This window comes from Halobacillus sp. B29 (assembly GCF_052246755.1).
In the GTDB taxonomy this organism is placed as follows: Bacteria; Bacillota; Bacilli; order Bacillales; family Halobacillaceae; genus Halobacillus; species Halobacillus halophilus.
The window spans coordinates 1-24,903 of record NZ_JBQQCM010000005.1; the positions used below are offsets into that span (position 1 = coordinate 1).

Sequence of the window (24,903 nt, forward strand, 5' to 3'; positions counted from 1 at the left end):
CATCTAAATAATACAAAACCTTCCAATCAAACATTTGAGGAAGGTTATTTGCCATGCGCATTTTTAGTATAACATGGGTTACCTTAAGTTTTTATTGAAAAATGTTGACAAACTATTAGCTGGTTTAGCGAAAGACTCAGTTTCGAGATAACTATCCCTGAGGGAGCAAAATTCGACTTCTAAATCTTAAAAGAAGTAGATAACCTAAGGGTATCATAGGTTTAAATTATTGGAAATAAATCCCTTACCACCATCATCTTGTATATTGTGACTTCATTTAGCTTATGATGGATACTCTCAAATATTTAATAGCAGTTCAGGATATCATCATTGGACTTTAACTTTGATTTTTTCACCCCGTTTTTCACAGTAAACTACAAGAAACTCCTTTTCTACTTCAGTACCAATACATCCAATTATATTTGATTTATTTTCAACCATGGCCACTCTATTGAGAGTTATAATTCCATTTGCAAAACAGGAACGTTTGTTCGTATAATGTTTTTAAGGAAGGTGAATCGTATGAATTTTCCACAATACACTACAACAGCACTAGAGGACTGGGTAACCAATTGGTACTTAGATCGCAATTTTCACTACCCAAATGAATTAATACTACCTAAAATAGCCATGCACTACGAAATCTTCGTCAAATATAAACCATTCGCATCACATTACACACGGTTTGGACGGTACAAAGAAATCGTCATTAATTCTACTCTTGATAAAGCAACTCAGCGTGAGCAGTTCTTCCATGAACTCTGTCACGCTGTAAGGCATGTAGGAAAACAAACAATGCTTTTAGATGCCTTCAGAGAGCTCCAGGAGCGAGATGCTAACCATTTCACGCTCTATGCTGCTCTTCCTCATCATATGATTATGAATTATGACTTTAATGAGTCTGAGCTTATCGAACGATGGGCTCACGACTTTGGAGTTTCTTATGAATTATGTGAAGAGCGTCTTATTAAGATTATCAGGCTTTCAGGTTGTACCAAGTGATTCCTTACAGATTATTAGAATAAAGTTAGGAGGTGGGATCTATGGCAAGCTATCAAAAAAGAGGTGGAAATTCTTTTTTGCTTATTGTTGAAGCTGGCTACAATGCTAAAGGGAGAAGGATTCGAAGAACAAAAACAATACGTGTAGAAGAATCTCTTTTAAAAACAAAGCGTAAATTAGAGAACCATTTAAACCAAGAATTAGTAAAGTTTGAAATGGAAGTACAAGCCGGAGAATATATTGCTCCTGAGAAAAAAACGATAGCAGCTTTTAAAGAGGACTGGCTTGAGAAACATGCAGTAAAGAACTTGGCTCTACGTACCTGCCAAAACTACGAAGAAAAGCTTAACAATTATATCCTCCCCTTTCTCGGACATATGAAAGTATCAGAAGTTAAACCCATTCACATTGTCAACTTTATGAATGAGGTCTCTAAGCCTGAAGCTTCTAAGCGTAAAAGAGAAGGATTATCAGATAGCACTCTATATGAGATTGATAAAACCTTGAGAGTGTTATTCAATAAGGCAGTTGAATGGAGAATAATCTCGAAAAGTCCCCTCTCTGATCTTAGACGCCCTAAGATTAAACGCAAGGAAATGAAATTTCTTGAAGGTGACGAGGTTCATAATTTATTCGAGGCTTTGCAGAATGAACCATCCCACTGGAGGCTATATTTTCTGACTGCTACTATTGGCGGATTCAGAAGAGGTGAACTAATTGCTTTACAATGGTCTGACATTGATTTTGAGAATGAAGAAATCATCATAACTAACAGCATTCCCGCTTTCGAAAATGGGAAGCCCCACATAAAAAGCACCAAAACTAATGAATATTCCCGCCACGTTCCAATGCCTTCCTGGTACATGGAGTTGCTAAAAGAGCACAAATTGGAGTATAGAGAGGAGAAACTACAATTAGGTGCTGAATGGCAAGGAGAGGGCTTTGAATTTATATTTCATAGTGGTGAAGGAAAACCTTATTGGCCGGCTTCAGCTACAAGAAAATGGAGTGAAATTAGAAAGAAGTACAATATAAAGAATGTTCGCTTGCACGATCTTCGTCACACCATGGTTACGCTATTAATTGAGGAAGGTGCTGCTCTAAAAGCTATTCAACAACGAGCTGGTCACTCAAGTAGTAAGATTACTTCAGATGTTTATGGGCATTTAACTAAAAAGGTTAGTCGATCGACCGCTGAGAAATTCGATAAATACAATCCAAATTACAAAAAAACCCATTAAAAGCCACTGAAGCAGTGGCTTTTTTAACAAATTAAGTTGATAAATACATTAATAATTTGTGACTCAATTATAAACGTCATTTTCATAAACACTCAATAATTTATTTATAAGTACATTAACACGATTCTCTCTCATCTCAATTTCTAATATCTTTTGCTCAACTTTATTGGTCACATTATTATTATCTATTAAGCATTCATTAGCTTTTCGCAACAGTATTTTATTATACTGAAGAATGTTATCCGTTATATCCATAGGAGAAAAACCGCTAATTTTAACTTGCTCCCTGTATTTACTAATATAACTTAATTCTTCTAACTTATAGGATAAAACCCTTAACTCATGAAGCAATTCTACATCAATTTTGGGTTGGTTATGCAGAACCATCTGCCAGTAACCTACATATAACGGAGTTAAAGGTTCCACATAGTACTTACCGTGTACTAACCATTCCTTTTCATCTTCTAACCTTTTTATCCATCTTTCCAAGAGAGCATTATTGGGACTCACTTCATCAAAGATGATTTTCCATGCTTTATTATTAATATCCTTTTGGTTCCAATACCTTGTTAGGAATACACCAAGTAAAGTTCCCATAATCCCCCATAGTCCACCTAAATACTGTAGCCAATCTCCCATCTGCCCCTCCTATAATTATCCAACTAAACCTTTTTAGTTCATACTATCATAAAACTTATTTTCTATAGTCAATATGATGTAAGAATTCTTAATTCGTCAACAATCCGTCAACAACTCGAAAAAACCTATAAAACACGAAAGCCACAAACCCTTATATATCAAGGTTTGTGGCTCTTTATTTAACAAATCATTTCGAGGTGCTTTCACCCGACCCCGAAGGACTCTGTATTCTGTTGTATTACTATAAATATATATGAAATGACGCAAACTCGCAATTCTTTAGGTTTATTTCTTGAACCTCACCCATCTAACCATGAGTTGAGCCGTCTGCTCTTGACATATATAAACACGTTTCTTCTCCCCATTTGTCTGTATGTTAACAATTCGTGTGTGAATAATAAAAGAAAATGGGAGGCCGATCACCATGCCATATATAGAGACATTGCTCAAGCGTTTGCCATCACATACCCTGATAGAATTAAAGCGCTCGTTCTTTCAGGCGGGTTCCCAGAAGTTAATACTTTTCTTTTAAGAATGCAGTATTATTTAGGACTAGCATTATTAAAAAGTGGAAATAACAAATTTTTGTGTAAGCATCTTGCTAAATCTCACCAAGTTCATGAAAAGGATCAATCATTACTTTATCAAGAATGCATAAAAGCAGATATACAAACAGCTCTAAGTTATTACGAAAATAGCATGAAATATAATTGCACAAATCTATTGCCCATTATGAATTTCCCTTTGCTTACACTATATGGACAATTTAGTCATATTCGTCCCTCTTCAAAAATTTACCAACTACATGTACCGCACATGAAAAGCATTATAATCAGCAGAGCATTTCACCAACTACCTCTCCGAAGTCATTCTTCAGTAAATCATGCCCTATCAACGTTTATCCGTGAGATAAAAATTTAGCCGATGACCTTATTTGAGATTCTCTTTGAAGAACAAGCATCTAATCATTGCCAAGCTGAGTTCTTCACTTCTACATAATGATTAAAAAAAGAGGAGCATCTTAATAGAAGCTCCTCTTACGTTGTACTATCAAATAATTATAATAATATAGGAATATATTGCTCCTGTAATAAATCGATTTTTATTTGTGCACTTCCCTGTAAAGATCGTTCACGTGCGCGATGCCCCTCAGTACTATCTGTATGCCAAACAAAATAACTGTTTTGTAATTGATCTGTGATTGGACTCACATAACCTTGATTGTATTCATAATGAGTTGACTCAATCCCATTATCCGAAACAAATGAGTACGTTTCTTTTTCCATTTTGGAAAGCATAGGTAGGTTAAGCCAGTTTACCTTCACTACTTTATCCCAGGCAATTGACTGCTTTAAAATCCGGACCGTTCGTTTATGAGGATCACTTACATAATGAATATCAACCGCAAATATTCCGCTTAGGAACACTGTAGATGAGTGTGGAAGCACATGGGTTTTTACAGAAGATAGTTTACAGTCTAAGTTTAGAAATTCCAGGATGTCATCCATGTGATTCAAATATTCCAGGATGTGGATGTCAACGTTCAGCCTGGCAAGCACTACAGGTGCCTTAATTAGAAGAGGCTGCCTTTCTTCCGCAACTATTGAACCAGTCCTTACAATCGTCTGTTCATATTCTTTTGACGGAACTTCCTGCAGACCGTTTTCTGGTAAAGTCTCCATTTCTTTTAGTTTTGTGGTCAGAAAGGGAGGGCAGAATTCACGCTTTAGAATATCCGAAAATCCATAAGACAGGGGGAGGATACCTGTTAAATCAACGATTGGATCTTCCTCATATTCATCCGGGGAAAATGAAAGCGTCTGCTCCAGGGAGGAAGAGGATTCTAAATCTAACTCTTCAATTACAGGCGAACTTTCTGATGAAGACTCTTCTGAGAGCATGTAAGAAATTTCTCTATAGAGGTCATGATTATCGTCTAAATCTTGGTCTGCATTAAGGTACATATCAGCTGACTGGCTGCTTTCCATTTGAGATACATAGTGGTTTTTAAAACTAACGTATTCATTAGAAGACTCTTTCTCAATCGATGAAACAATATCCTTTAGCATGGAGTAATCTTCTCCAAAAGTGTTTTCCTGCTGTGGATCTCTATGCTCAAAAGACTGAGAACTTATTTCCATTGATGGTGATTCCCCTAACATAGAAATAAATTCTTTTAATAACGACCCGGTTTGATCACTAGTATCAAAAGATTTATTTTTTACTGGATCCATCTTCCCCCTCCAGCCAAACTCATTTTCATTGGAACGTGCAGCCAGATCCTCTTGCATTGGCGGAGCGGTTTCATGATCATTCAAAGCTATGGTTTTCTTCAGGTTGTTAAAATATTCTCTTCGGTTTGAGGAAAGACGTTTTCTCATTTCAGAGGCAGTGTCTGCTTTTTTCTTTGTACTTTTTATTTTTCTTTCAGTCATCTTTTCATGCTCAGGTACTTCCTTTAACTCTTGGTCAAATACCTCTGGCGGCGAAGAAATAACAGGACGCAGTTCTTCTTTACCCTGAGGAGAATAGATATGGTTCTTTTTTGAGTACTGTCGTGCTTCAATCTTTTTCTCTTTAGGGCGGGGCTTACGATGTGCTTCTATAAAATCGTTCTCGAATTCACTTGGGGCAGTTTTGAGTTTCCTTCTTGAAAGATTGGGGTTACTTTGCTTTTGAATAAACGTGTTTTTATCCCTTTTCATATACCCTTGAAAGGTGCTGTATTCCAGCCTCCTTTCCGCCCCTCCTTTCTTTATACTTAGGATAAAAAGGTTCAGCAAGGATCATTCGTAGTAGAAGCAACACGTATTTGCTGGTCTTGCAGGACTTTCAAACGTATATCCAATACCATTTTTTCTTCTAATTTGGTGAAACAGCCTTCGTAAAAAGAAGCGGGCCCATGAAGAGGCAGTCGATCCAGCGCTTCATCCCATTCAATGATCTTACTGGAAACTAATTCACAGTACGCAAGCTCATTGTAGAACTGGGAGCTCTCCTGGTGAAATTGCGAGAGATCACTGGATAACAGTTGATCTTTTTCCGGGTACCCTGAAGGTAGAGACTTCGATACCGCAAAGTCAAACTCCTGGCGATCATTCAGCTTAGGCATGACCGGCATCGACAGAAAATCCTTGATTTCTGTTACACAGTCGAATGGAATATCTACCGTGTAGGAATGTAAATCAGAAGCGACTGAGTGATGTGTACTATGTTCAATCTCATGACACGGACTGGCATATTGAATGTTTTTTCGCACAAATCCTTTAACAAATAACTTATGAGTTGGAAGCAATAATCGACATTGAGTAAGGATGACTCGTTTCTTAATGTCTTTAATTTCTAGTACTGGTTCAGGAAAAGTAATGGTTTCATTTATATTTATCTGCAAATCGAGTTCTGCCAGAACCACAGGAACTTTAGTGAAAATTTTTCCAATACTGACGCTTGGTGTAACGGAATGGTTTTGACAGGATTTGATATTGGAAGACCCCTTACAATCATAATGATGGGAATCCTTGTGTAAATCTTTGTGTGAATCAGTCATTTGATTTCCTCCTCAAAAATTATAGTACATCGTATGTGGGGCAGATCACTATGTTTGGGCGAAAGTCTGAATTCTGATTTGTAGTATAGGCTATAGCCCTTAGTTTGAGAGGAATTATTTGGAGATAATTTTTTATTCACGCTTGTTCAATTATCAATAAAACGAGCGCCCCCTCTTCCCTCGTGCTGCTCGTTAATATGGAACACAATTAATCACCCTTACACATGTATAAGGGTGATTATTTTCAAAGTATGATCTAAGGCAGGGCGGTAATACGAACTTGCTGTTCCTGTAAAACACTCACTGTAAAAGTAACCATCATTTTTTCAACTATATGATGAAAGTGGCCTTCCGCTACAGGGCTGTGACTATAGCCATAATGATGAGAGTGTCTGTCTGTAGCTTCATCCCATTCTACTATTTCGTGTGCCAACAATTCACAATACGGAAGAGAATTGTAGGCTGCCGTACTGGTTTGATGAAACTGGGAAATGTCACTCGATAGAAACTTATCCTTTTCAGGGAAGCCTTTTCCAAGATCCTGAGCTCTGAAAAAGTCGAACTCGCTTCGCGTATTCGTAACAGGCAATTGAGCAGGTGAATCAAGATTTACACTCGTCATGCACTCAAACGGTACTTTAACAGTTAGTGATTTCATTTCTGAGGACACGCATTCTCCTGCTTCATTATAACAAGGGGAAGCATACTGAATGTTTTTGCGTACATACCCTTTAATGAATAATGGGAATGGCCCACTGCTGAATTGATCATCTGGACTGGCAGATGTACGAGTCATAAGGCGGCACTGAAGAATAACAACTCTTTTCTTAATGTCTTTAATCTCTGAAACAGGATATGGAAACTCAATGTTAGCCACCATATGAGTAGTGACATTGAAATCTCCTAAGTTCACAGGAATTCTAACTAAACGCGTACCTCCAGGTGTTACAGGTGTGTCCGTTTCCTCATTCATACATTGTTCAATAGAAGCGGATTTATTAAGGTCCACACAATCGTGGTAGTGATGTTTTTTATTACTCACTTTTTTTCCTCCTTTATTTTTTACCTCACTGTATTCTATGCACTTCTACTTACTAAGCATAGATAGATGAATCAGTCTAAACGTGGAATTTAATAGGGATAATAGAAAAGAAAAAATAGAAAGTAATATAAAAACCTATGCAGTATTGATTTTTTCAAGAAGTTTCGGTTGTACGCGCACCCTTCCCTGCCCACTTGGCATAGGCTAGCCCATCAGGAGGTCGATCAAATGACGCATAAGAACATCTTTGCGGTTGACTTAGGAAATAGCTGGTATAAAGTTATGGCTTCAGATAATGGAGAATTGGTGGAGTATCAATTACCAAACGCACTTGCTTTATTTGATGAAGAATTTTACGAAAAACCCTACGATGAAGAAGATGTAGACTTTGAGGAAAATTTAATCGTAGAAATTAAAAGTCCGGCCATCGTTGACAAGCGGGAAATTTACTACGTCGGCAAGTCAGCCATGAAACAGCGAAATGTTAGTCTTACTTCTTTTAACAATCAAAAAATTGATGAAGATCGTACTTATATTCTTTTACATTCGATAGCTGCTTATCATGCCCTGATCTCTGACCCGACTAAAGCGGAAATTAATTACCACATTGACCAATTAGCTGTTTCCCTTCCAACAACACAGTATAAGGAGAAAAAGGATGTATTCAAGGAACGCTTAAAAGGTGTTCACACGGTGATATTCCATAAAGTCCCCGGGATGCTTGAGCCAAAAGAAGTAGCTGTAAAAGTGCATATTGAAGATGTCATTGTAGGTGCTGAGGGAGCCCTGGCCTACCTGAGTTTGACGCGTGATCCTCATTCATTGAATGTTACCAATGAATCGCTTGCTAAAGACTCCCAAAAAGGAATTATTATCGGAGATTTAGGCGGTGATTCCGTTGACTTTGTAGGAATTAAAAATAGTAAGCCTGTCGCATCTGTGGAAGGCGAACAGTTTGGAATTAATCAATTTCTTGATAATATCATTCAAAAAGTCAGTAAAAATGAGCTCTACAAATTTAATTCACGGTCAGAGCTGGAGGAGAAATTAGCTGCTGGACAGTCGGAATGGTATGTAGAGCCTTTTGCCGGCGTAAAAAAAGATATAAGTAAATATATTATTCCCCAGCTCAAATCTATGGCCATTAAATATTTGGAACACTTTGACCGGGTACGAAGCAATTCAAACGAAATTAATGGAGCTGTAAGATATATTGCGGTAGGGGGAGCAGCTGACATTGCGCAACGGCAAATTAAAGAAGCTGCTGTTAAATGGAGTGAGCGAGGACGTCCGATTGACTTGTTGTTCCCGGAAGATATGGTTAAATTAAACGTTCAGGGATTAATGATTCTTGCAAAAATGCGTCTGCTCAGTAAGGAAAAGGAATATGCGACCGCTAAAAAATAGAGGGTGATAAAATGTCAAGAATATACAGAGATTATTTTAATCAAACTGTTCTAACTATTCCTGACAGTTTTATTGATGTTAAGACAGGGGAAACTCGCCTCGTTTCTCCTTCCATCATTGAGCAGCTTGAGTACCATTCCAGGAATAATACACTGCAGCACTTTATGATTTCAGCTCTTACCAGTTATTTAAGTGCCACTCCTAATCACCAAGGTCCTGCCGACGAAGTTTTGCAGGAATTATTAGAAATAAAAAGGATGCTTAAAGCCGGAAGTAGCGGAATTCATTATATGGATAGAACCTCTGTCGGGAGTAAATTCACTCCATCAAGAGAAGTCGGAGCAAAGGAAATCGAAGATGTTTTAGAGGCATTTGGAGGGTAAATATTTGTTTATGTAAGAAGGTAGCCTGGCAAGGATTACCTTCTTCTTTGCTTTTTAATATAATGATGATTTAGTGACGTAAATGAATGGCCGGTAGGCAGGTAATTGAACAGAAGCATGACAAATCAACCGTAATGCAAATACCAGTTCCTGTTAGGTCTTCCACCTCTTTATGATCGATCTGACCGCAAGCAGAATGCCCTTCTTTACTGTGGCATTTCTCCCCATGATCATTGGACTGCTTCAGATCTGATTTGAAGACGAGTAATTCGAGCACAGCACATTCTTTTTCAATGTCTTTAACCTTGAAAATAAAAGAGTTTACACATTTGAACTTTGTTTTTTTCGAGTGGCAATGGTAAGTGGTAACCCCTGTACCTTTATAAGGGTCACACCCACAATACAAAATAAATGGAATCGTGTTTTTCTTAACTTTCTTCTCTTCCCCAAGTAAATCTACTATAGACTGTTTACAGGAAGTGTGACAGCTATTATCTTTATCCGCTTTCTTTTGAGCAGCTAGTATAGCTTCCAATACATCGGCCACACAGTTTTCATAGTGTCTGCTTTTTTTATGATTCTCTTTTTTGTGATAGCCGCAATCTCTTTTATTATCGTCTTTCCGGTGCTGATCATAACTTTCGTATTCATGATCTTTAAAATACATGTTTGTTTTCTCACTCCTCCAAAGGTTTAAGATAGTATACGCTGAAGAATCTACTTCGCGTAATAACTACGCCTACCAGGAATGAAAAAACAGACTCTTGGCTCTACAAATACCGTTATAGCTTCACTAGCTCCGGATTATCTATCACCATAAACCAATGGCATGATCATAGTGAACCTATGCATAGTGACCGCCAATTTTTTTGCTTCGCTCGATAGTGATACCACCGCTTGTATAACTGCTCGCTCTAAGGACAGCTGTAGAACCGTATTCATCACGAATCCGGTCCATAACGTCCGCTAAATCCTTCTTCTTAGGTTCGTTATTAAATAAGCTAAGCTGAACATCACAGCCATGATTCAAGTTGGTTAAAGCAACCGATGCTCGCCGAATCTTACTTTTCCCATCGTAAAAACGCTGAAAAAGCTTCAAGCATACTTGATACATATCCCCTGTTATATTAGTCGGAGACTGTACAGACATGGACCGGCTGAAACCTCCTCCTGTTTCACTCGAATATCCTATTCCCAGGTGCACCGTCCTGCCTTCCTTATCATCGGTTCTTGCGCGGCGGCAAGCTTCCTCGCATAAATCAAGCAGGCAGGCATAAATTTCCTCTTTTTCATAATCTCTTAATAACGTAATTCCATGGCCATAAGATTTCTGCTCTGTCTTCACAAAATTGCCATATACAGGACTCAGGTCAACCCCCCAGGCATGCCAGTATAATTGCTCTCCCATGATGCCGAAATTTTTCTTCAGATACTTTAAGGGGTGACGAGCTAAGTCTCCAAGTGTCAAAATTCCCATTCGGTTTAAATTTTTTGTCATTCTTGAGCCAATTCCCCATACGTCATGAATATCATACGGCCAAAGCTTTGCTTCTACGTCTTCATATCGACATTCTGCAATTCCGTCTTCTGCCTTTTTCGCATGAATGTCCATCACGACTTTGGCAAGAAATTTGTTATCCCCAATTCCAATCACAGATTCTATGCCGAATTGCTCTCTTATCTCAAATTGAAGCATATGAGCGATTTCATACGGGCTTCCATACAGCTTATTTAATCCATTAATGGTGACCCACAATTCGTCCACCGAGTACACGTGGATAGCCTGCTGAGGAACATAATTCCTGATCATTTTGGTAATTTCCACAGATACTTCGAGGTAATCTCCCATGTGCGCAGGTGCAATAATTAAACTGGGGTCGTCAGGCAGTTCAAAATACCTGCTGACGTTACTGATTCCATACTTTCGTTTCAGCGTGGGAGAAGCAGCGAGAACAATACTTCCTCTTCGTGTAGTGTCCCCTACCACCGCCAATAACGCTTTTTTAGGGTCCAGCCCTCTTTTCATACATTCTACACTTGCATAAAAACTGCGCATATCTATACAAAGCACATCGTTTCGCGGATATCCTTGATAATCCACTCTCACCACTCCACACGAACGTTTGTTCTTATTATAAGGAAATATTATTATGATGTAAAGGATTCTAATCGCCTATATATTTTAGGACCATATAAAACATACAGCAGAAATATACTCTTACCTATTTTAAGCGTTTGGTGATTATTTACACTGTAAAAAGACGAATAACAAAATAATCCATATGCGGGGGTATGGATTAGACGATTAGGCATCACAGCAGGAAAAGACAAGGCTTGGTACGTGTTATCCATCCATCAAAATTCTCCAGATGGTAATAAAGAGTTCTCCATGGTACACCACTTGTAATAGCGCGAGACTGTCCTTTCGTCTTAAAACCAACCGCTACTTTATATAAAAGACAGAAGAAAAATTCCTACTTGATTTGCTGTTTTAAAATAGATTGAAACGAACCAACAACAGTAAAGAAGTCCATTCACCAGCTATTGTCAAAGTAAAGAAAATCAGATACTATATAATTACTGAAAAGGCAAACGGTTGCACAATTGATTTCTATTTTTACGTGAAAATAATTCTTCAATAAAAGTTAAGCAGTGTAGTAATTAGTAGTGCAATCGGTTGCACTACTAATTACTTTAATTACTCATTCTTTCTTTTTCATGTACAATAGTTTAAAAGAACCTGTCTTCATAGCATTAAATTTAGAAGAAATGAGGGATGGATATGGAACGTGTTTGGTGGAAGGAAGCTGTAGGCTATCAAGTGTACCCGCGAAGTTTTCAAGATTCAAATGGAGACGGTATTGGTGATATACAAGGAATGATCGAACGACTCGATTATCTGAAAGATTTAGGAATCGATTTTATTTGGATCTGCCCCATGTACAAATCCCCGAAGGATGACAACGGATACGATATCTCCGATTACAAAGATATCCTCGAAGAATTCGGTACAATGGACGACTTTGACCGGTTATTAAAGGAAGTTCATAAGCGGGATATGAAATTAATCATTGATCTCGTACTCAACCATACCAGCGATGAGCATCCATGGTTCGTCGAGTCGCGTAAGTCTAAAAATAACCCCAAACGTGATTGGTATATTTGGCGTGACCCTAAAGACGGAAAAGAACCAAATAACTGGGAAAGTATTTTTGAAGGATCAGCCTGGGAATATGATGAAGCATCAGGTCAATATTACCTTCATGTGTTTTCCACAAAGCAGCCGGATTTGAATTGGGAGAATGAAGAAGTACGCGAAGAGTTATATGATACGGTGAACTGGTGGCTCGAGAAAGGAATTGATGGATTCCGTATCGATGCGATCAGCCACATAAAAAAACGTCCGGACCTTCCGGATATGCCTAACCCGGAAGGCGAAGAATACGTTTCTTCTTTTGATATGCACATGAACCAGGAAGGGATCCACGAGTTCCTTGAGGAGTTTAAAAATAAGACGTATGCTAACTACGACGTCATGACCGTAGGCGAAGCAAACGGAGTAAGTGCTGAAGAAGCAAATCTATGGGTCGGTGAAAACGGGAAAATGGATATGGTATTCCAGTTTGAACACTTGGATCTCTGGAATAAAGATGGAGATGACAAGCTTGATGTTGTCGGCTTAAAGAAAGCTTTAACACGTTGGCAAAAAGCATTGGAAGATGATGGCTGGAATGCTCTATTCATTGAGAATCACGATAAAGCCCGCGTCGTTTCCACATGGGGAGATGACGAGCAGTATTGGAAAGAAAGTGCCACTTCTTTTGGTACGATGTATTTTCTGATGCAGGGCACTCCTTTTATCTATCAGGGACAGGAAATCGGAATGACCAACGTCGCCTTTCCTTCTCTCGAAGACTATGACGATGTTGCGGCCAAAAATCTTTATAAAAAGAAGAAAGCTCAGGGAGCCTCTCATAAAGAGATCATGGAGATTCTTTGGAGCACCTCCCGTGACAACAGCCGGACGCCGATGCAGTGGAATGACCAGCCCAAGGCAGGTTTCACAAGCGGAACTCCCTGGATAAAAATTAATCCTAATTACAAGGAAATTAACGTAAAAGACCAGCTCGGACGATCCGACTCAGTTCTAAACTATTATAAACAAATGATTTCTCTAAAAAAACAGTATCCCCTTTTCACTTATGGAATCTATGATCTACTGTTAGAAGAAGATACTCAAATTTATGCTTATACAAGAATACTGGAAAATAAAGTGGCGCTTATTATTACAAATCTAACCTCAGACGAAGCCGATTTTGAATCAAATTACGCTCTCTCTAGTGATCATTTAATATTATCGAATTACGACACGGAATCCCACGAGGATATAACGTCGTTCACTCTCCGTCCTTTTGAGGCAAGAGTTTATATTATGAATCAATAAACAAAGAAGAGAGTGAACGTGTCACGTTCACTCTCTTCTTTTCTTTGTTAGTCTCTTCCAAGTGATGGCTGTAATTCAAGGGCTACATTTCCTTCAATTGCTCTTGAAATCATACAGCTCTTCTCAGCTTTTTCAACCAGCTTAGTCAACTTATCCATATCTTTATCGGAAGCTTCGGACTTCAAAAGCACACGCGGCTTGTGAATGATTTTATTATATGTGATCACTCCGTCGGTTACGTCCACAATCCCTTCTGAGTCCATGCTCATCTCTTTGAGCGGTAATCCTGCTCTCTCAACCATTGCACCAAGCGTAATAATATAACAAGTTGCCGCAGCGCCTAACAGCATTTCATCAGGGTTTGTGCCTACATCTGGCCCGTCCATTTCTTTAGGAATGGATATTTGGGTCTTTAGTTTGTCTGCCTCTATTGTTCCAACTTCGTTACGACCTCCAGGCCATTCAGCTTTCAAATGAAAGTGATGCCATGTCAATTTAAACCTCTCCCTTCTGTTTAACACTGTTTTTATTATAAGATTGTTTTAAATATCCGTGTTGATCTTACAGTGTGATCATTTCCATTGTAAAAGACTTATTATGCTCTGTGGAACTATAATGCTTACACAGGAATATTCCCTTCTCAGAACGAATAACTACAAAAAGGGGGAATCTATATGAAATATCTATCCAAAAAGGCATTTGAGGCTGCTAAAGATTATATCCTTACAAACGCTCGTGACCTTGAACAAGCACGCTGCTCGTATCTTTTTGACAACGGCACGGAGCAAGCTATTGTAAAAGCCTTACATGCCTATCAGAATCAAGATGGGGGGTTCGGTCACGGACTGGAGGCAGATTTCCGGCTTCCTGATTCCTCTCCCATGGCTTCTTCTGTAGCTTTACAGATTTTATGTTCCATAGATCATTACCCTGAAGCTCGGGAGATGATCAGTGAAGCGCTCAAGTACTTTGAACAGTCTTTCAATAAAGAACGTCAAGGATGGCTTGCTGTGCCTCCTGAAGTGAATCTTTATCCTCATGCCTTCTGGTGGACGGTACACGAAAATGGAACTTCATGGATCGACGACAATTGGGGAAATCCATCCGCTGAGATTATCGGTTACCTTCTGGCATATAAAGATGAAGCTTCAAAGCTGAATGTAGATCAGCTTGTCAGTTTATCAATAAAGCACTTACTTTCCCTTGATACTTTTGAATCGGAACATGAAGTTTTTTGTTATCTGCGTTTTTTCAGAATGCATCCTTCCTGCATGAATCAGGAAATTCACGCGAAGTTAAAGAAGGGTGTACGTCAGCTAGTGACTTTAAATCAAGAAGAGTGGAAAAATTATGTTCCCCTCCCTTTGCAGTTTAAGCCTACGCCAAATAGTCTGGATGTAGATATCTCTTCAAACGCGATAGCGGGTCATCTCGATTACATAATAGAATGTCTGGAGGCCCAGCCTTATATTGAACCAGCCTGGAAGTGGGAAAACTCCGAAGATGTTTGGCGTAAAGCGAAACAGGAATGGCAGGGTGTACTTACACTTGAAGCCTTACAATGGATTTCATCTTATGACAGGGTAGTCAGCTAGTTTTTCTCATTTTTACAAATTCATATTCACTTCCATTTGTCGGCTGCATAAACGTGTGAATAACTTTAAAACCAGCATTTTTATAAACTCGGATTGCCCTTTCGTTAAATGTGGCAAAAGACAAAGTAAACGAGCGGGCTCCATAATGCATCTCAGCATAATCAAGAGCTTTTTGCAGGAATGACCCGCCTATTCCTTGTCCTGTCATATCAGGACGCAAGCCTAAACCTAAGTCGACGGTCTCTGATTCAACGGGAGTCAGGGATTAAAAACCAATTAATTTTCCCCTTTCATACACTCTAAAAGCATGCTCACCTCTCGTTTCCTCAATAATGAACTCTTGGTAGTCCTCTTCATCTGCTGTCATGTCATAAAAACTATAAATTCCAGAGTATTTCCAGTTAGCAATGATTTCCGCTTCTACTTGCGGCATTGGCTTAACCTTCAATCTTTTGCCTCCTTTGATCCTTATTCTGCACTAAGTAAACCATTACCCCAATGACGGGAAGAGCCCCCCATAAAAAGCTTTTGTTTTGAACGCCTGTTTTCTGTTGATCCCAATGAAGCGTATAGATACTCAGTCCTGTCAGGACAAATAAATCAATGGTCATAACATGTACAAATTGAGAGGTTTTGAAGGCTTGGGCATAAAAAGTGAAATCACCCTGCAGAAGTCCGAAAATGATAAGCATAGTAGTACTGACCATCAGTAATACATGGAAATAAACAGCATTTAACACTCTTTTTAGTGTACTGGGTATTCGGTCGCTGCGGTTCTTCTCTGCAGTAGATAAGAAGAAAAAAGGGAGAAGTGCAAATGCTCCCAATATAAACGAACCAGCAGCAAAAGGCCAGGCCGGGATACGGCTGTTATCGTGAGTCAGCAAAAGAATCATAAACGTGATTGGAAACAGACCAAGCAGGCTAAAAACAGTCAAAAGCAATGGATCAGGATCATTCATACGGATCAACTGATTTAAGTAACCATCATTTCCGTTTGGAGCGACCATCCAAGCATAGAGAATAAACCCTGCCCAAACCAGAAAAAACACCATCTGCCTTGTCTTCATTTCTGATCCCAGTCTTTTTTGAAACGCTCCATTTTAATTTGCAGCTGTTGAATCATCTCTAATATTCTGTTGAAGTCGTCCATATCCACTTCATCTGCATCCATCGAAGACACAACTTGATTCAACATTTTGATTCTGTTTTTTATGTAATGAAATTGATCTGACGGATGTTGTGCAGCTTTCCCCATATCTTTCCCCTCCCCAATGATTTACTTCTATTTTACCTTTCTCTGAACATAAGGAAAACTTTTAAGGCTTATATAACTCTCTTCTTAAGGCAAATTTATTTTGTTGATCCATGCTCTAACTAAGCTTATAAAAAGACCTGTAAGATTTTCTTACAGGTCTTTAAACTTATTTATTGTTTTTTTGGGGTGATAAAAACCACCCAAGAGCCGCTATTATGAGCAGAACAGAATAAAAGCTTATCTTCCAGAGCGCTGAATGAGTAAAATGTTCATCAATAATCTGAATGTGAGGGTGCGCAAGGGTAGTAACAACTAATTTCACACCCACCCAGCCTACGATAACAAATGCTGCTACTTCCAAGCCAGGCCTTGAATGAAGCAAATTAACAAATATATTAGCTGCAAACCTCATAATTATAATTCCTATCATACCACCTGTAAGAATGACAGCGAACTGACCACCATCCAAACTTCCTACATCTGGAAGATCTGTCTCAGGCAGAACAACAGCAAGAGCAACAGCTGCTAATATAGAATCAACAGCAAAAGCAAGGTCAGCTAACTCAACTTTTAACACAGTCGCCCAAAAACCTTTGCCTTTTTCGGTTTCCTCATCCTGCTCTTCTTCCTCCGGTTGATCTTCATCCCTAGAACGCCATTTATCCCATAAATGCTTCCCTGATATAAATAATAGATAGGCTGCCCCAAGTGCTTGAACCTGCCATATATCTACCAAAAATGAAATAATGAATAAAGCGCCAAATCGCAGCAAGAAGGCACCAAATAATCCGTAAAATAAGGCTTTTTTACGCTTTTTCTCAGGAAGGTGCTTAACCATAATAGCTAGAACCAGTGCATTATCTGCAGCTAAAATACCTTCCAGTCCCACTAATACGATCAATACCCATCCATATTCAAGTAACAACTGTGCATCCATGCTTCTCTTCCCCTTCATTATACAAAATGATCTATCTCATGGGTGAAAACCACATCTCAGCGGGTAAAGGTATCGCAAGCAATGACTGTTGCCCGTAAATATGGGGATCTGTCCCAGAATAAGGACTTTATTATTCATCTTTCCCTTTACTTAGCATTCAGCCTTGATTTATAAACTGCATGCCAACCGCTCTAATCGCAATCATTAATTACAATTATTTTAAATAATGGGAAATTCATGTTCCTTTACGAGTAAGCATTCCCTTAACCCCATTAAACAAACGTTCAATTAACAGACAGAATGGATTAAAATCAGGCTTTTTCTTCAAATAGCCGAGCAATTTCAACAATAACGTTCACGGCCTTTTCCATATGATCGAGAGAAATATATTCGTACTTGCCGTGGAAATTCTGCCCGCCCGTAAAGATGTTAGGTGTTGGCAGCCCCATGTACGACAGCTGGGAACCATCTGTTCCTCCTCGGATAGGTTTAATCAACGGTGTGATACCTAGATTATCCATCGCTTCTGAGGCAGTATCCACAATTTGTTTAACAGGTGTGATTTTGTCTCCCATATTATAGTATTGATCACTCATATCTATAGATATACGCTCTGACCCATACTTATCTTTCATCTCCTCTACTAAATGACCAAGGCTGTCCTTTTTCTTTTTGAATAAATCCTGATCGTGGTCACGTACTAAGTAAGTGAGTGAAGCATGTTCTACATCTCCATGAAAAGAATTCAAATGATAGAACCCTTCATAATTCTCAGTGTACTCAGGAGCTTCTTGTTTGGGGAGATTCTCTTGAAACTCAATAGCCAGTTTGACAGCATTGATCATTTTATCTTTTGCGGTACCAGGATGTACACTATTGCCGTAGAAGTCAATATTTGCAGTTGCCGCATTAAAACTCTCAAATTGCAGCTCTCCAAGTGGTCCTCCATCTACTGTATAAGCATAAGAAGCAGCAAATCTATCTATATTAAATTTATGAGGTCCACGGCCAATTTCTTCATCCGGTGTGAAAGCTACCCGGATTTTTCCATGTTTGATTTCCGGATGTCTGATCAAGTAATGTAATGCGGTCATAATTTCAGTGATGCCTGCTTTATTGTCAGCACCCAGCAATGTCGTTCCATCGGTGGTGATCAATGTTTGTCCTTTGTAGCTGCTTAATTCAGGGAAATCCAAAGGAGAAAGGTTCACTTCTTCGTTTAGAGAGATGTCTCCTCCATCATAAGACTCGACTACCTGGGGCTGCACATTTTCCCCTGTGAAGTCGACAGCTGTATCTATATGAGCAAGAAAACCGATAACCGGTACATCTTTCTCTGTATTAGCCGGAAGCGTCGCCATAACATAAGCATTCTCATCAATAGAAACTTCATTCATACCAATCTCCTCAAGCTCTTCTTCCAATTGACGGGCCAGGGTCCACTGCCCCTCCGTTGATGGCGTCTCTGAGCTATTTTCATCTGATTGGGTATTTACCTTTACATAAGAACAGAATCGTTTTAAAATTTCATCGTTCATTTTTATCCTCCTTTGACATTCTATATAAACTCTATTCCATTATAAGTATAATTGGTTAAATGATGTAAATGTATGACTATTATCCATTAGTTCTGGTATCCTTAACTAAACCTTTCTTTTTTTGTTTGATTTTAATAAACGTTATCGTTGATTTCGTTCTTCATCTATAGGGCCGGATTGTTGAAGACTCGAATTCGAGATAAATTGGGTCCGTTACTTAAAAGGTATAGGATTGGTGGGGAAATAACTCGCTTTCCTATGGGGGAACGGTGAGCTTCCTCACTCGTTTCACTCCCTGCGGGATCTCACCTAGTCCCTTCTCCCATGGGAGTCTCGCCATTTCCCCACCAACCCAGCCTTATTATGGCGAACGGACCCTTTCAGAAGAGAGAACTCTCTCTTTCTAAATAGGTCCTAAATGCTCCTAAGACAAGCTTTTCACATCGTTCTAGTATAAAAATAAACGCCTTATCCCATGCTTTTTTCTCACCAAGAAAACGGTGTGTTGAGTGGTTTCGAATTGCTATTAAGGCAAGGTCCGTAGGGGGACGATGTAGACTCCTATTTTAAAAGCGGAAGCACCTTGCTCAGCGGCGTATGGACTGGACTGAGCTGGCGGAGATATAGAAAACACGAAGAGCGGAGCGATTCGATGTTGCCTTTATCGTACAGAAGTGAGGGAAGTCTCACTAGCCGCTAGGTGCTGGAGCTGGATAGCACTACATGTCGTTTAGGACATGATTGACGTTTGCAACTTCCTGAAGGGTAAGAGCCGGATGAACATGATCGGTGAGATCCCGCAGGGCTGTTAAGCCCGGGGAAGCTCACCACAGAAGAGGAGGTTCGACAAGAACGCCACGTCGTGTGGCAACGTCGAACGACCCTGTGTCGTGCAGGGCCGGAAAGCGAAATCGTCCCCCGGAGGATCTTACGCTCCATAATAGCTCGAAACTGAGTCTTCAACTAAAGGGAGCTTATCTGAAAGAGTTAATATCAGCACTATGATTTAATAGAGCCATTTATTTAAGAAGGGATCGCTCCTTCCAGTAACGAATATTCATAAGAGCATTTAAATTTACATAAAGGTGTGTCGTCTTTGATCCATAAACGTTGGTTCCAAACCATTGTCGCAGGTATCTTAATTTCGCTTCTTATTCTTCTCCTTCATGAAATTCAGTTCTTTTTTGAACCCGTATTTACGTATATTGGGGCCATTGCGCTTCCTTTGATCGGCGGAGGAATTTTATTTTATATTTCACGGCCTGTCCTGCATTTCCTTGAAAGATACAAGGTTCACAGGCTCATTGCTATTCTGATCATCTTCTTACTTTATATTTTACTAGGTTTTATAATCGTTCAATTTATCGCTCCTATTGCTCAGCAGCAATTTACGAGATTGATCAATAACCTCCCAGGCATGATTGATATGTTCGGGGATACAATTAGTTACTGGCAGCAAAATCAGGATATCATACCAAGCCAGTTTGACAGTACAATTAACAATGTCGTGGAAAACCTTCAAAGCTATTTACAGGATGCTTCCAAAATTATCATTAATGTTATCAGTCAATTGATTGGATTTGTATTTGCCCTTGTACTTATTCCTTTCTTCCTGTTTTTTATGTTGAAGGACGGGGATAAGTTTGTTCCTTTTATTCAAAAATTTCTAAGTAAACGTGCAGCTAAAAGTTTTGGGAAATTAGCTCACTCGGTTGATCATACACTTAATGCTTTTATTCTTGGCCAGATGACTGTAAGTATTGTAGTGGGGCTGTTGTTACTAGTCGGCTATTTAATTATTGACCTGGACTACTCTCTAACGCTTTCTTTATTCGCCATGCTTATGAACGTCATTCCTTTTGTAGGTCCTTTTCTGGCTGTCATCCCTGCGATGCTTGTAGGACTTCTTCAAGAACCAATCTTAGCCTTATGGGTAGCAATAATTATGGTCATTGCTCAACAATTGGAAGGAAATTTTGTCTCTCCTAACGTTATGGGGAAAGCTTTAAGTATTCACCCCTTAACCATCATTACGTTAATTCTCGCAGCTGGAAGTTTAGCAGGTTTTCTTGGCCTATTGTTTGCAATCCCTACCTACGCTGTCTTAAAAGCCATAACTACCCACTTTTACGAAGAATGGCTGGAGAGAAGAAAAGAAACACATGATTAGAAAAAATCCTATTCCCCCCCACACGTTCATTTAAGAAGTGGGGGTTTCTTATGAATTCTATAGAAAGTGAGGAAACCTTAATGCAGTCGGCGCTCCCCAAGCTATGGACCTGGCCATTTATATTTTTAATACTTGGCAACTTATTTACATTTATGAGTTTTCAAATGCTATTGCCAAATTTACCACCTTACATAGAATCGATAGGCGGCAGCAGTCTGCAAATTGGTTTAATCACGACCATGTTTGCCTTTGCAGCTATCCTTATCCGCCCTTTCATTGGTCACCTGCTTATGACACGCGCAAGGAAAAAACTGGTTTTTATTGGCTCGATTTCTCTGCTGATTATGACGACATTGTATCCGATCACTCAGATAGTCGTTGTCCTTTTAATCATCCGTTTTATTCATGGTCTGGCCTGGGGGTGGTCCACGACAGTTAACGGAACAGCAGCCGTAGATTTAATTCCCCGAAGACGTGTTGGTGAGGGAATGGGTTATTTTGGTTTGTCTGTTACGGTAGGAATGATCATGGCCCCAAGCTTAGGTATTTACCTTTATCAAAACTTTACTTTTCAGCTTCTGGTCTGGATTGCGGCGGCCTTAGGAGCTGTAGCACTTATCTTACTTTCCGTGACCAGCTTTGTAACCCCTGAAAGTGTCTACCAAAATCAGAAGCAGCCTCCTCCCTTCTCCTTTGTAGGTTCTTTAGTGGAAAGCAGAAGCCGCTACCCTGCTCTTGTAACCTTCCTGAATACTTTCGGCTACGGAGCGGTAGTTACCTACCTCGTTATTTTCGGGAACGAGCAAGGTTTATCTGGAACCTTCCTATTTTACTTTTTCAACGCGGTACTGGCTACTATTTCCCGACCGATCACTGGAAAATACTTCGACCGCAAGGGGCCCTGGAAGCTGATCATGGTATGTTCGGTCTTATCCTTTATTGCCATGTGGATCCTGTCGCTTGCGAGCACGAATGTTCATTTGATTATAGCAGGGGCGATCTTCGGAATTGGATTCGGTTCTATGATGCCCGCTCTCCAGGCTTGGGTGATTTCTAAGACCACCACAGAACGAAGCGGCATCGCAAACGGCATGTATTATTCCTGTATTGATCTTGGCATAGGGTCAAGTGCCCTTATCCTTGGTTTTATTTACCAATTTGTCGACACAGCCACGTTGTTTAAGCTTTCAAGCTTCTTGTTCATTCTTGTGCTCCTCCTTACTTATATGGACTACCGCAAACAGACGGATCCGTGGGAGCCGATACATTGAAAAAAACCATCATGTCCTTACAGGACATGATGGTTTTTGGCTATAAACAATTATTCTCCAGCTGCTTCAATCTCTTCCTGAAGTTTATCCAGGATTTGTCCATCTACCGTAGAAACCTCGTTACGATAGTAGTCACGTACAGGCATCGCCTTATCTTTAAACATTTGACGCTGCTCATCCGTCAACTCAACAATCTCTGTTGGATTCTCTGTATCTTCTTTAATCGTTTGTAAATATTCTTCGTTCTGTGCCTTCTGTTCTTCAAATACCCACTCTTGCATTTCCTGAGTAGTTTCATCTACCATGGTTTTCATTTCATCATTCAGACCTTCATACCAATCGGTATTAACGGTCGTCATCGCAACGTAGTTGTTATGATTAGACAATGTCATATAGTCTTGTACCTCGTGGAAAGAAGCATCTCCAATAAAGAAGATCGGGTTCTCTTGTCCTTCTACTGTTCCACGATCAAGCGCGGTGTATAATTCTGACCAGCTCATTGGAGTAGGTTCCGCTCCATAAGCTTTATAAGACTCAAGAATTAAAGGAGAGGTCTGCGTACGCATTTTGAAATTCTCGAAATCCGCTGGCTCTGTGATTTCTTTACTGGATGTCCATTGCATCGCACCTTCTGTCCAGAAAGATAACGGTGAAATACTATGTTCTTCATACTTTTTACGTAGATCTGTGTTTAAAGCTTCACTATCGTTCAAAATTTGCTGTGTTTTCTCAACACTGTCTGGAAACAAGAAATGCAGAGCAAAGATCTGTCCTTCTTTTACCATATTACCAGTAAAACCTGGGGACATAACCGCCATTTCAACAGTTCCACTTTGCAACTGCTCCACCTGGTCGGTTTCACTTCCTAGTCCTCCGAATTCATAGACCTCAATGTTTACAGCCCCATCAGACTTCTCATTCATGCGTTTAGCAAATTCTTCTGCATATTCATATTGAACTTGTCCATCTACTTCTTCAGTAACGAACTTCCAATTGTAAGTCTGTCCTTCTCCGCCGCTGGCATTGTCTCCGCCATCGCCGTTGCCGCCACAGGCAGCTAACAACATACCTAATACAAACATCATGGCTAATCCAACCATACGTTTCTTTTTAATAATGATAATGACCTCCCAATTTTTTATATAAACTCCCTCTTCTTTTTAAATTAGTAGAAGGGAAAGCTCCTCGAAGAATATGAGTAAAAATGAAATAACTACCATCATAATGATATAGGGCGGAGTGCCCTTAATCACTTCCAGATATGGCTTATTAAATACGGCGCTCGCCGTAAATATATCCACTCCAAACGGTGGTGTAGCCGAGCCTAACGCAGCCTGGAAGGTAATGACGACTCCCAAGTGAATAGGATCGATTCCGGCATCCATAGCTGCCGGGTAAAAAATTGGAGTTAATACCAGGATCACAACAATCGGATCGACAAACATACATCCGATAAAGAAAAAGACCGTGACCATAAGTAATACAAAAATTGCACTAGGCTCTGTTCCAAGAACTGTTTCTGTGATCATCTGTGGTATGCGGGCGAAAGAGATCACCCACGTGAATGCCTGTCCGCCTGCTACTAGCACGAATACGGCAGAAGTAACCAATCCTGTAGATCGGGCAATTTTCGGTAATTCTTTAATATGAATGGAACGGTAAATGAGCACTTCCAAGACAAAAGCATAAAGAACTGACATTCCGGCGGCCTCAGTCGGACTGAAGAGCCCCGTATAAATACCGCCAATAATGATAATCGGAAACCCTAACGGCAAGAGAGCCTTACGGGTCAATCGCCAGCGTTCGCTCCAGGAAACTTTATTTGCCAAAGGAATATCAGCTACCTTGGCGTAAATGATACTGTAAATCGAAAAACTTAAAAATACGATAATACCAGGAATAATACCTGCAATGAACAAGTCACCTACAGATGTACCGGACACAAGACCGTAGATGATCATGCCAATACTCGGTGGAACGAGCAACGCCACATCACTGGAATTAATGATTAATGCCATCGCTGTTGGATCCTTGTAACCGATTTTCAAAAGACGTTCGCGCATCGGTTTACCAATCGCTACGACCGTAGCCTGTGTTGATCCCGAGATAGCACCGAATAACGTACAGGCCGCAGCTGTTGTAACGGCATAACCACCGCGAATATGACCGATAAATGAGCCAATGAAATCAAGCAGCCGGTTTGACGTTTTCCCTGTCGTCATAATATCCGCCGCAAAAATGAATAGTGGAACCGCTAGAAGGACATACGGTTCAATTCCTGTAGAAAATTGCTGCATTAAAATCATAGGATCCAAGTTGGGAAAATAAATGAACAGTACAATTAATGGAGCCGCCATAAGCGGGATCATCATCGGAAAATTCAATAATAAAAGGACCACCATAATCGTTAGTAGTGTGGCAACCATATC

At 39.7% G+C, this 24,903-nt stretch carries 21 protein-coding genes and 1 pseudogene; 8 read left to right on the forward strand and 14 right to left on the reverse strand.

From position 1 onward, the window contains the following. Positions 1 to 522: 522 nt before the first annotated feature. Together ACTWP7_RS07930 and ACTWP7_RS07935 are read left to right on the forward strand one after the other, a co-directional pair. Complete coding sequence (locus ACTWP7_RS07930) at positions 523 to 1,002, forward strand: ImmA/IrrE family metallo-endopeptidase (RefSeq protein WP_443122724.1); 480 nt, start codon at positions 523 to 525, stop codon at positions 1,000 to 1,002. 41 nt (positions 1,003 to 1,043) lie between these two features. Continuing rightward, entirely contained in the window at positions 1,044 to 2,243 is a 1,200-nt protein-coding gene (locus ACTWP7_RS07935) for a tyrosine-type recombinase/integrase (protein WP_443122725.1), read from the forward strand. A 63-nt stretch (positions 2,244 to 2,306) separates the two neighbouring features. On the opposite strand, the gene ACTWP7_RS07940 is transcribed toward ACTWP7_RS07935, so the two are convergent. The 4 genes from ACTWP7_RS07940 to ACTWP7_RS07955 form a co-directional block, all read right to left on the reverse strand. Beyond that, entirely contained in the window at positions 2,307 to 2,882 is a 576-nt protein-coding gene (locus ACTWP7_RS07940; protein ID WP_443122726.1) for a hypothetical protein, read from the reverse strand. Positions 2,883 to 3,940: 1,058 nt separating this feature from the next. Further along, positions 3,941 to 5,587: a hypothetical protein gene (locus ACTWP7_RS07945; protein WP_443122727.1), complete on the reverse strand. Its 1,647-nt coding sequence runs from the start codon at positions 5,585 to 5,587 to the stop codon at positions 3,941 to 3,943. A gap of 71 nt (positions 5,588 to 5,658) precedes the next feature. Further along, positions 5,659 to 6,429: a CsxC family protein gene (locus ACTWP7_RS07950; protein ID WP_443122728.1), complete on the reverse strand. Its 771-nt coding sequence runs from the start codon at positions 6,427 to 6,429 to the stop codon at positions 5,659 to 5,661. Positions 6,430 to 6,685: 256 nt separating this feature from the next. Next, positions 6,686 to 7,510: a CsxC family protein gene (locus ACTWP7_RS07955; protein WP_443122908.1), complete on the reverse strand. Its 825-nt coding sequence runs from the start codon at positions 7,508 to 7,510 to the stop codon at positions 6,686 to 6,688. A 189-nt stretch (positions 7,511 to 7,699) separates the two neighbouring features. Here ACTWP7_RS07955 and ACTWP7_RS07960 point away from each other — a divergent pair, with 189 nt between their 5' ends. After that, entirely contained in the window at positions 7,700 to 8,878 is a 1,179-nt protein-coding gene (locus ACTWP7_RS07960) for a ParM/StbA family protein (protein ID WP_443122729.1), read from the forward strand. Between the two features lie 11 nt (positions 8,879 to 8,889). Further along, positions 8,890 to 9,261, forward strand: a complete 372-nt coding sequence (locus tag ACTWP7_RS07965) for a hypothetical protein (RefSeq protein ID WP_443122730.1) — start codon at positions 8,890 to 8,892, stop codon at positions 9,259 to 9,261. 70 nt (positions 9,262 to 9,331) lie between these two features. Here the strand turns inward: ACTWP7_RS07965 and ACTWP7_RS07970 are convergent, their stop codons facing one another. Then, entirely contained in the window at positions 9,332 to 9,928 is a 597-nt protein-coding gene (locus ACTWP7_RS07970; protein WP_443122731.1) for a CotY/CotZ family spore coat protein, read from the reverse strand. A 177-nt stretch (positions 9,929 to 10,105) separates the two neighbouring features. Further along, complete coding sequence (locus ACTWP7_RS07975) at positions 10,106 to 11,362, reverse strand: DNA polymerase IV (protein WP_443122732.1); 1,257 nt, start codon at positions 11,360 to 11,362, stop codon at positions 10,106 to 10,108. 681 nt (positions 11,363 to 12,043) lie between these two features. On the opposite strand from ACTWP7_RS07975, the gene ACTWP7_RS07980 reads away from it, so the two are divergent. Further along, the gene (locus tag ACTWP7_RS07980; RefSeq protein WP_443122733.1) at positions 12,044 to 13,705 is read left to right on the forward strand and encodes a glycoside hydrolase family 13 protein; all 1,662 of its coding nucleotides are present in this window, start codon (positions 12,044 to 12,046) and stop codon (positions 13,703 to 13,705) included. 47 nt (positions 13,706 to 13,752) lie between these two features. Here ACTWP7_RS07980 and ACTWP7_RS07985 read toward each other — a convergent pair whose 3' ends face one another. After that, on the reverse strand, positions 13,753 to 14,199 hold the full coding sequence (locus tag ACTWP7_RS07985) for an OsmC family protein (protein ID WP_014644963.1): 447 nt from the start codon (positions 14,197 to 14,199) through the stop codon (positions 13,753 to 13,755). Positions 14,200 to 14,379: 180 nt separating this feature from the next. Here ACTWP7_RS07985 and ACTWP7_RS07990 point away from each other — a divergent pair, with 180 nt between their 5' ends. Then, complete coding sequence (locus ACTWP7_RS07990) at positions 14,380 to 15,300, forward strand: hypothetical protein (protein ID WP_443122734.1); 921 nt, start codon at positions 14,380 to 14,382, stop codon at positions 15,298 to 15,300. Here ACTWP7_RS07990 and ACTWP7_RS07995 read toward each other — a convergent pair. The 5 genes and pseudogenes from ACTWP7_RS07995 to pepT form a co-directional block, all read right to left on the reverse strand. Then, positions 15,293 to 15,733 (reverse strand): annotated as a pseudogene (locus ACTWP7_RS07995) (GNAT family N-acetyltransferase). The gene ACTWP7_RS07990 and the pseudogene ACTWP7_RS07995 sit on opposite strands and share 8 nt — an antisense overlap. A gap of 4 nt (positions 15,734 to 15,737) precedes the next feature. Then, positions 15,738 to 16,370, reverse strand: a complete 633-nt coding sequence (locus ACTWP7_RS08000) for a hypothetical protein (RefSeq protein WP_443122735.1) — start codon at positions 16,368 to 16,370, stop codon at positions 15,738 to 15,740. Next, positions 16,367 to 16,558: an SE1561 family protein gene (locus ACTWP7_RS08005; RefSeq protein WP_443122736.1), complete on the reverse strand. Its 192-nt coding sequence runs from the start codon at positions 16,556 to 16,558 to the stop codon at positions 16,367 to 16,369. The genes ACTWP7_RS08000 and ACTWP7_RS08005 overlap by 4 nt, the downstream gene beginning before the upstream one ends. Before the next feature lie 166 nt (positions 16,559 to 16,724). Beyond that, positions 16,725 to 17,495 (reverse strand): TerC family protein, encoded by a 771-nt coding sequence (locus ACTWP7_RS08010; protein WP_443122737.1) that lies wholly within the window; start codon positions 17,493 to 17,495, stop codon positions 16,725 to 16,727. A gap of 311 nt (positions 17,496 to 17,806) precedes the next feature. Beyond that, a complete protein-coding gene (gene pepT, locus ACTWP7_RS08015) occupies positions 17,807 to 19,033 on the reverse strand; it encodes a peptidase T (protein WP_443122738.1) in 1,227 nt (408 codons plus the stop codon). Positions 19,034 to 20,129: 1,096 nt separating this feature from the next. Here pepT and ACTWP7_RS08020 point away from each other — a divergent pair. Together ACTWP7_RS08020 and ACTWP7_RS08025 are read left to right on the forward strand one after the other, a co-directional pair. Beyond that, positions 20,130 to 21,203 (forward strand): AI-2E family transporter, encoded by a 1,074-nt coding sequence (locus ACTWP7_RS08020; protein WP_443122739.1) that lies wholly within the window; start codon positions 20,130 to 20,132, stop codon positions 21,201 to 21,203. Positions 21,204 to 21,253: 50 nt separating this feature from the next. Next, positions 21,254 to 22,474: an MFS transporter gene (locus ACTWP7_RS08025; RefSeq protein WP_443122740.1), complete on the forward strand. Its 1,221-nt coding sequence runs from the start codon at positions 21,254 to 21,256 to the stop codon at positions 22,472 to 22,474. A 50-nt stretch (positions 22,475 to 22,524) separates the two neighbouring features. On the opposite strand, the gene ACTWP7_RS08030 is transcribed toward ACTWP7_RS08025, so the two are convergent. After that, positions 22,525 to 23,574 (reverse strand): DctP family TRAP transporter solute-binding subunit, encoded by a 1,050-nt coding sequence (locus tag ACTWP7_RS08030; protein WP_443122741.1) that lies wholly within the window; start codon positions 23,572 to 23,574, stop codon positions 22,525 to 22,527. 60 nt (positions 23,575 to 23,634) lie between these two features. Beyond that, positions 23,635 to 24,900: a TRAP transporter large permease gene (locus ACTWP7_RS08035; protein ID WP_014644974.1), complete on the reverse strand. Its 1,266-nt coding sequence runs from the start codon at positions 24,898 to 24,900 to the stop codon at positions 23,635 to 23,637. Positions 24,901 to 24,903: the final 3 nt, after the last annotated feature.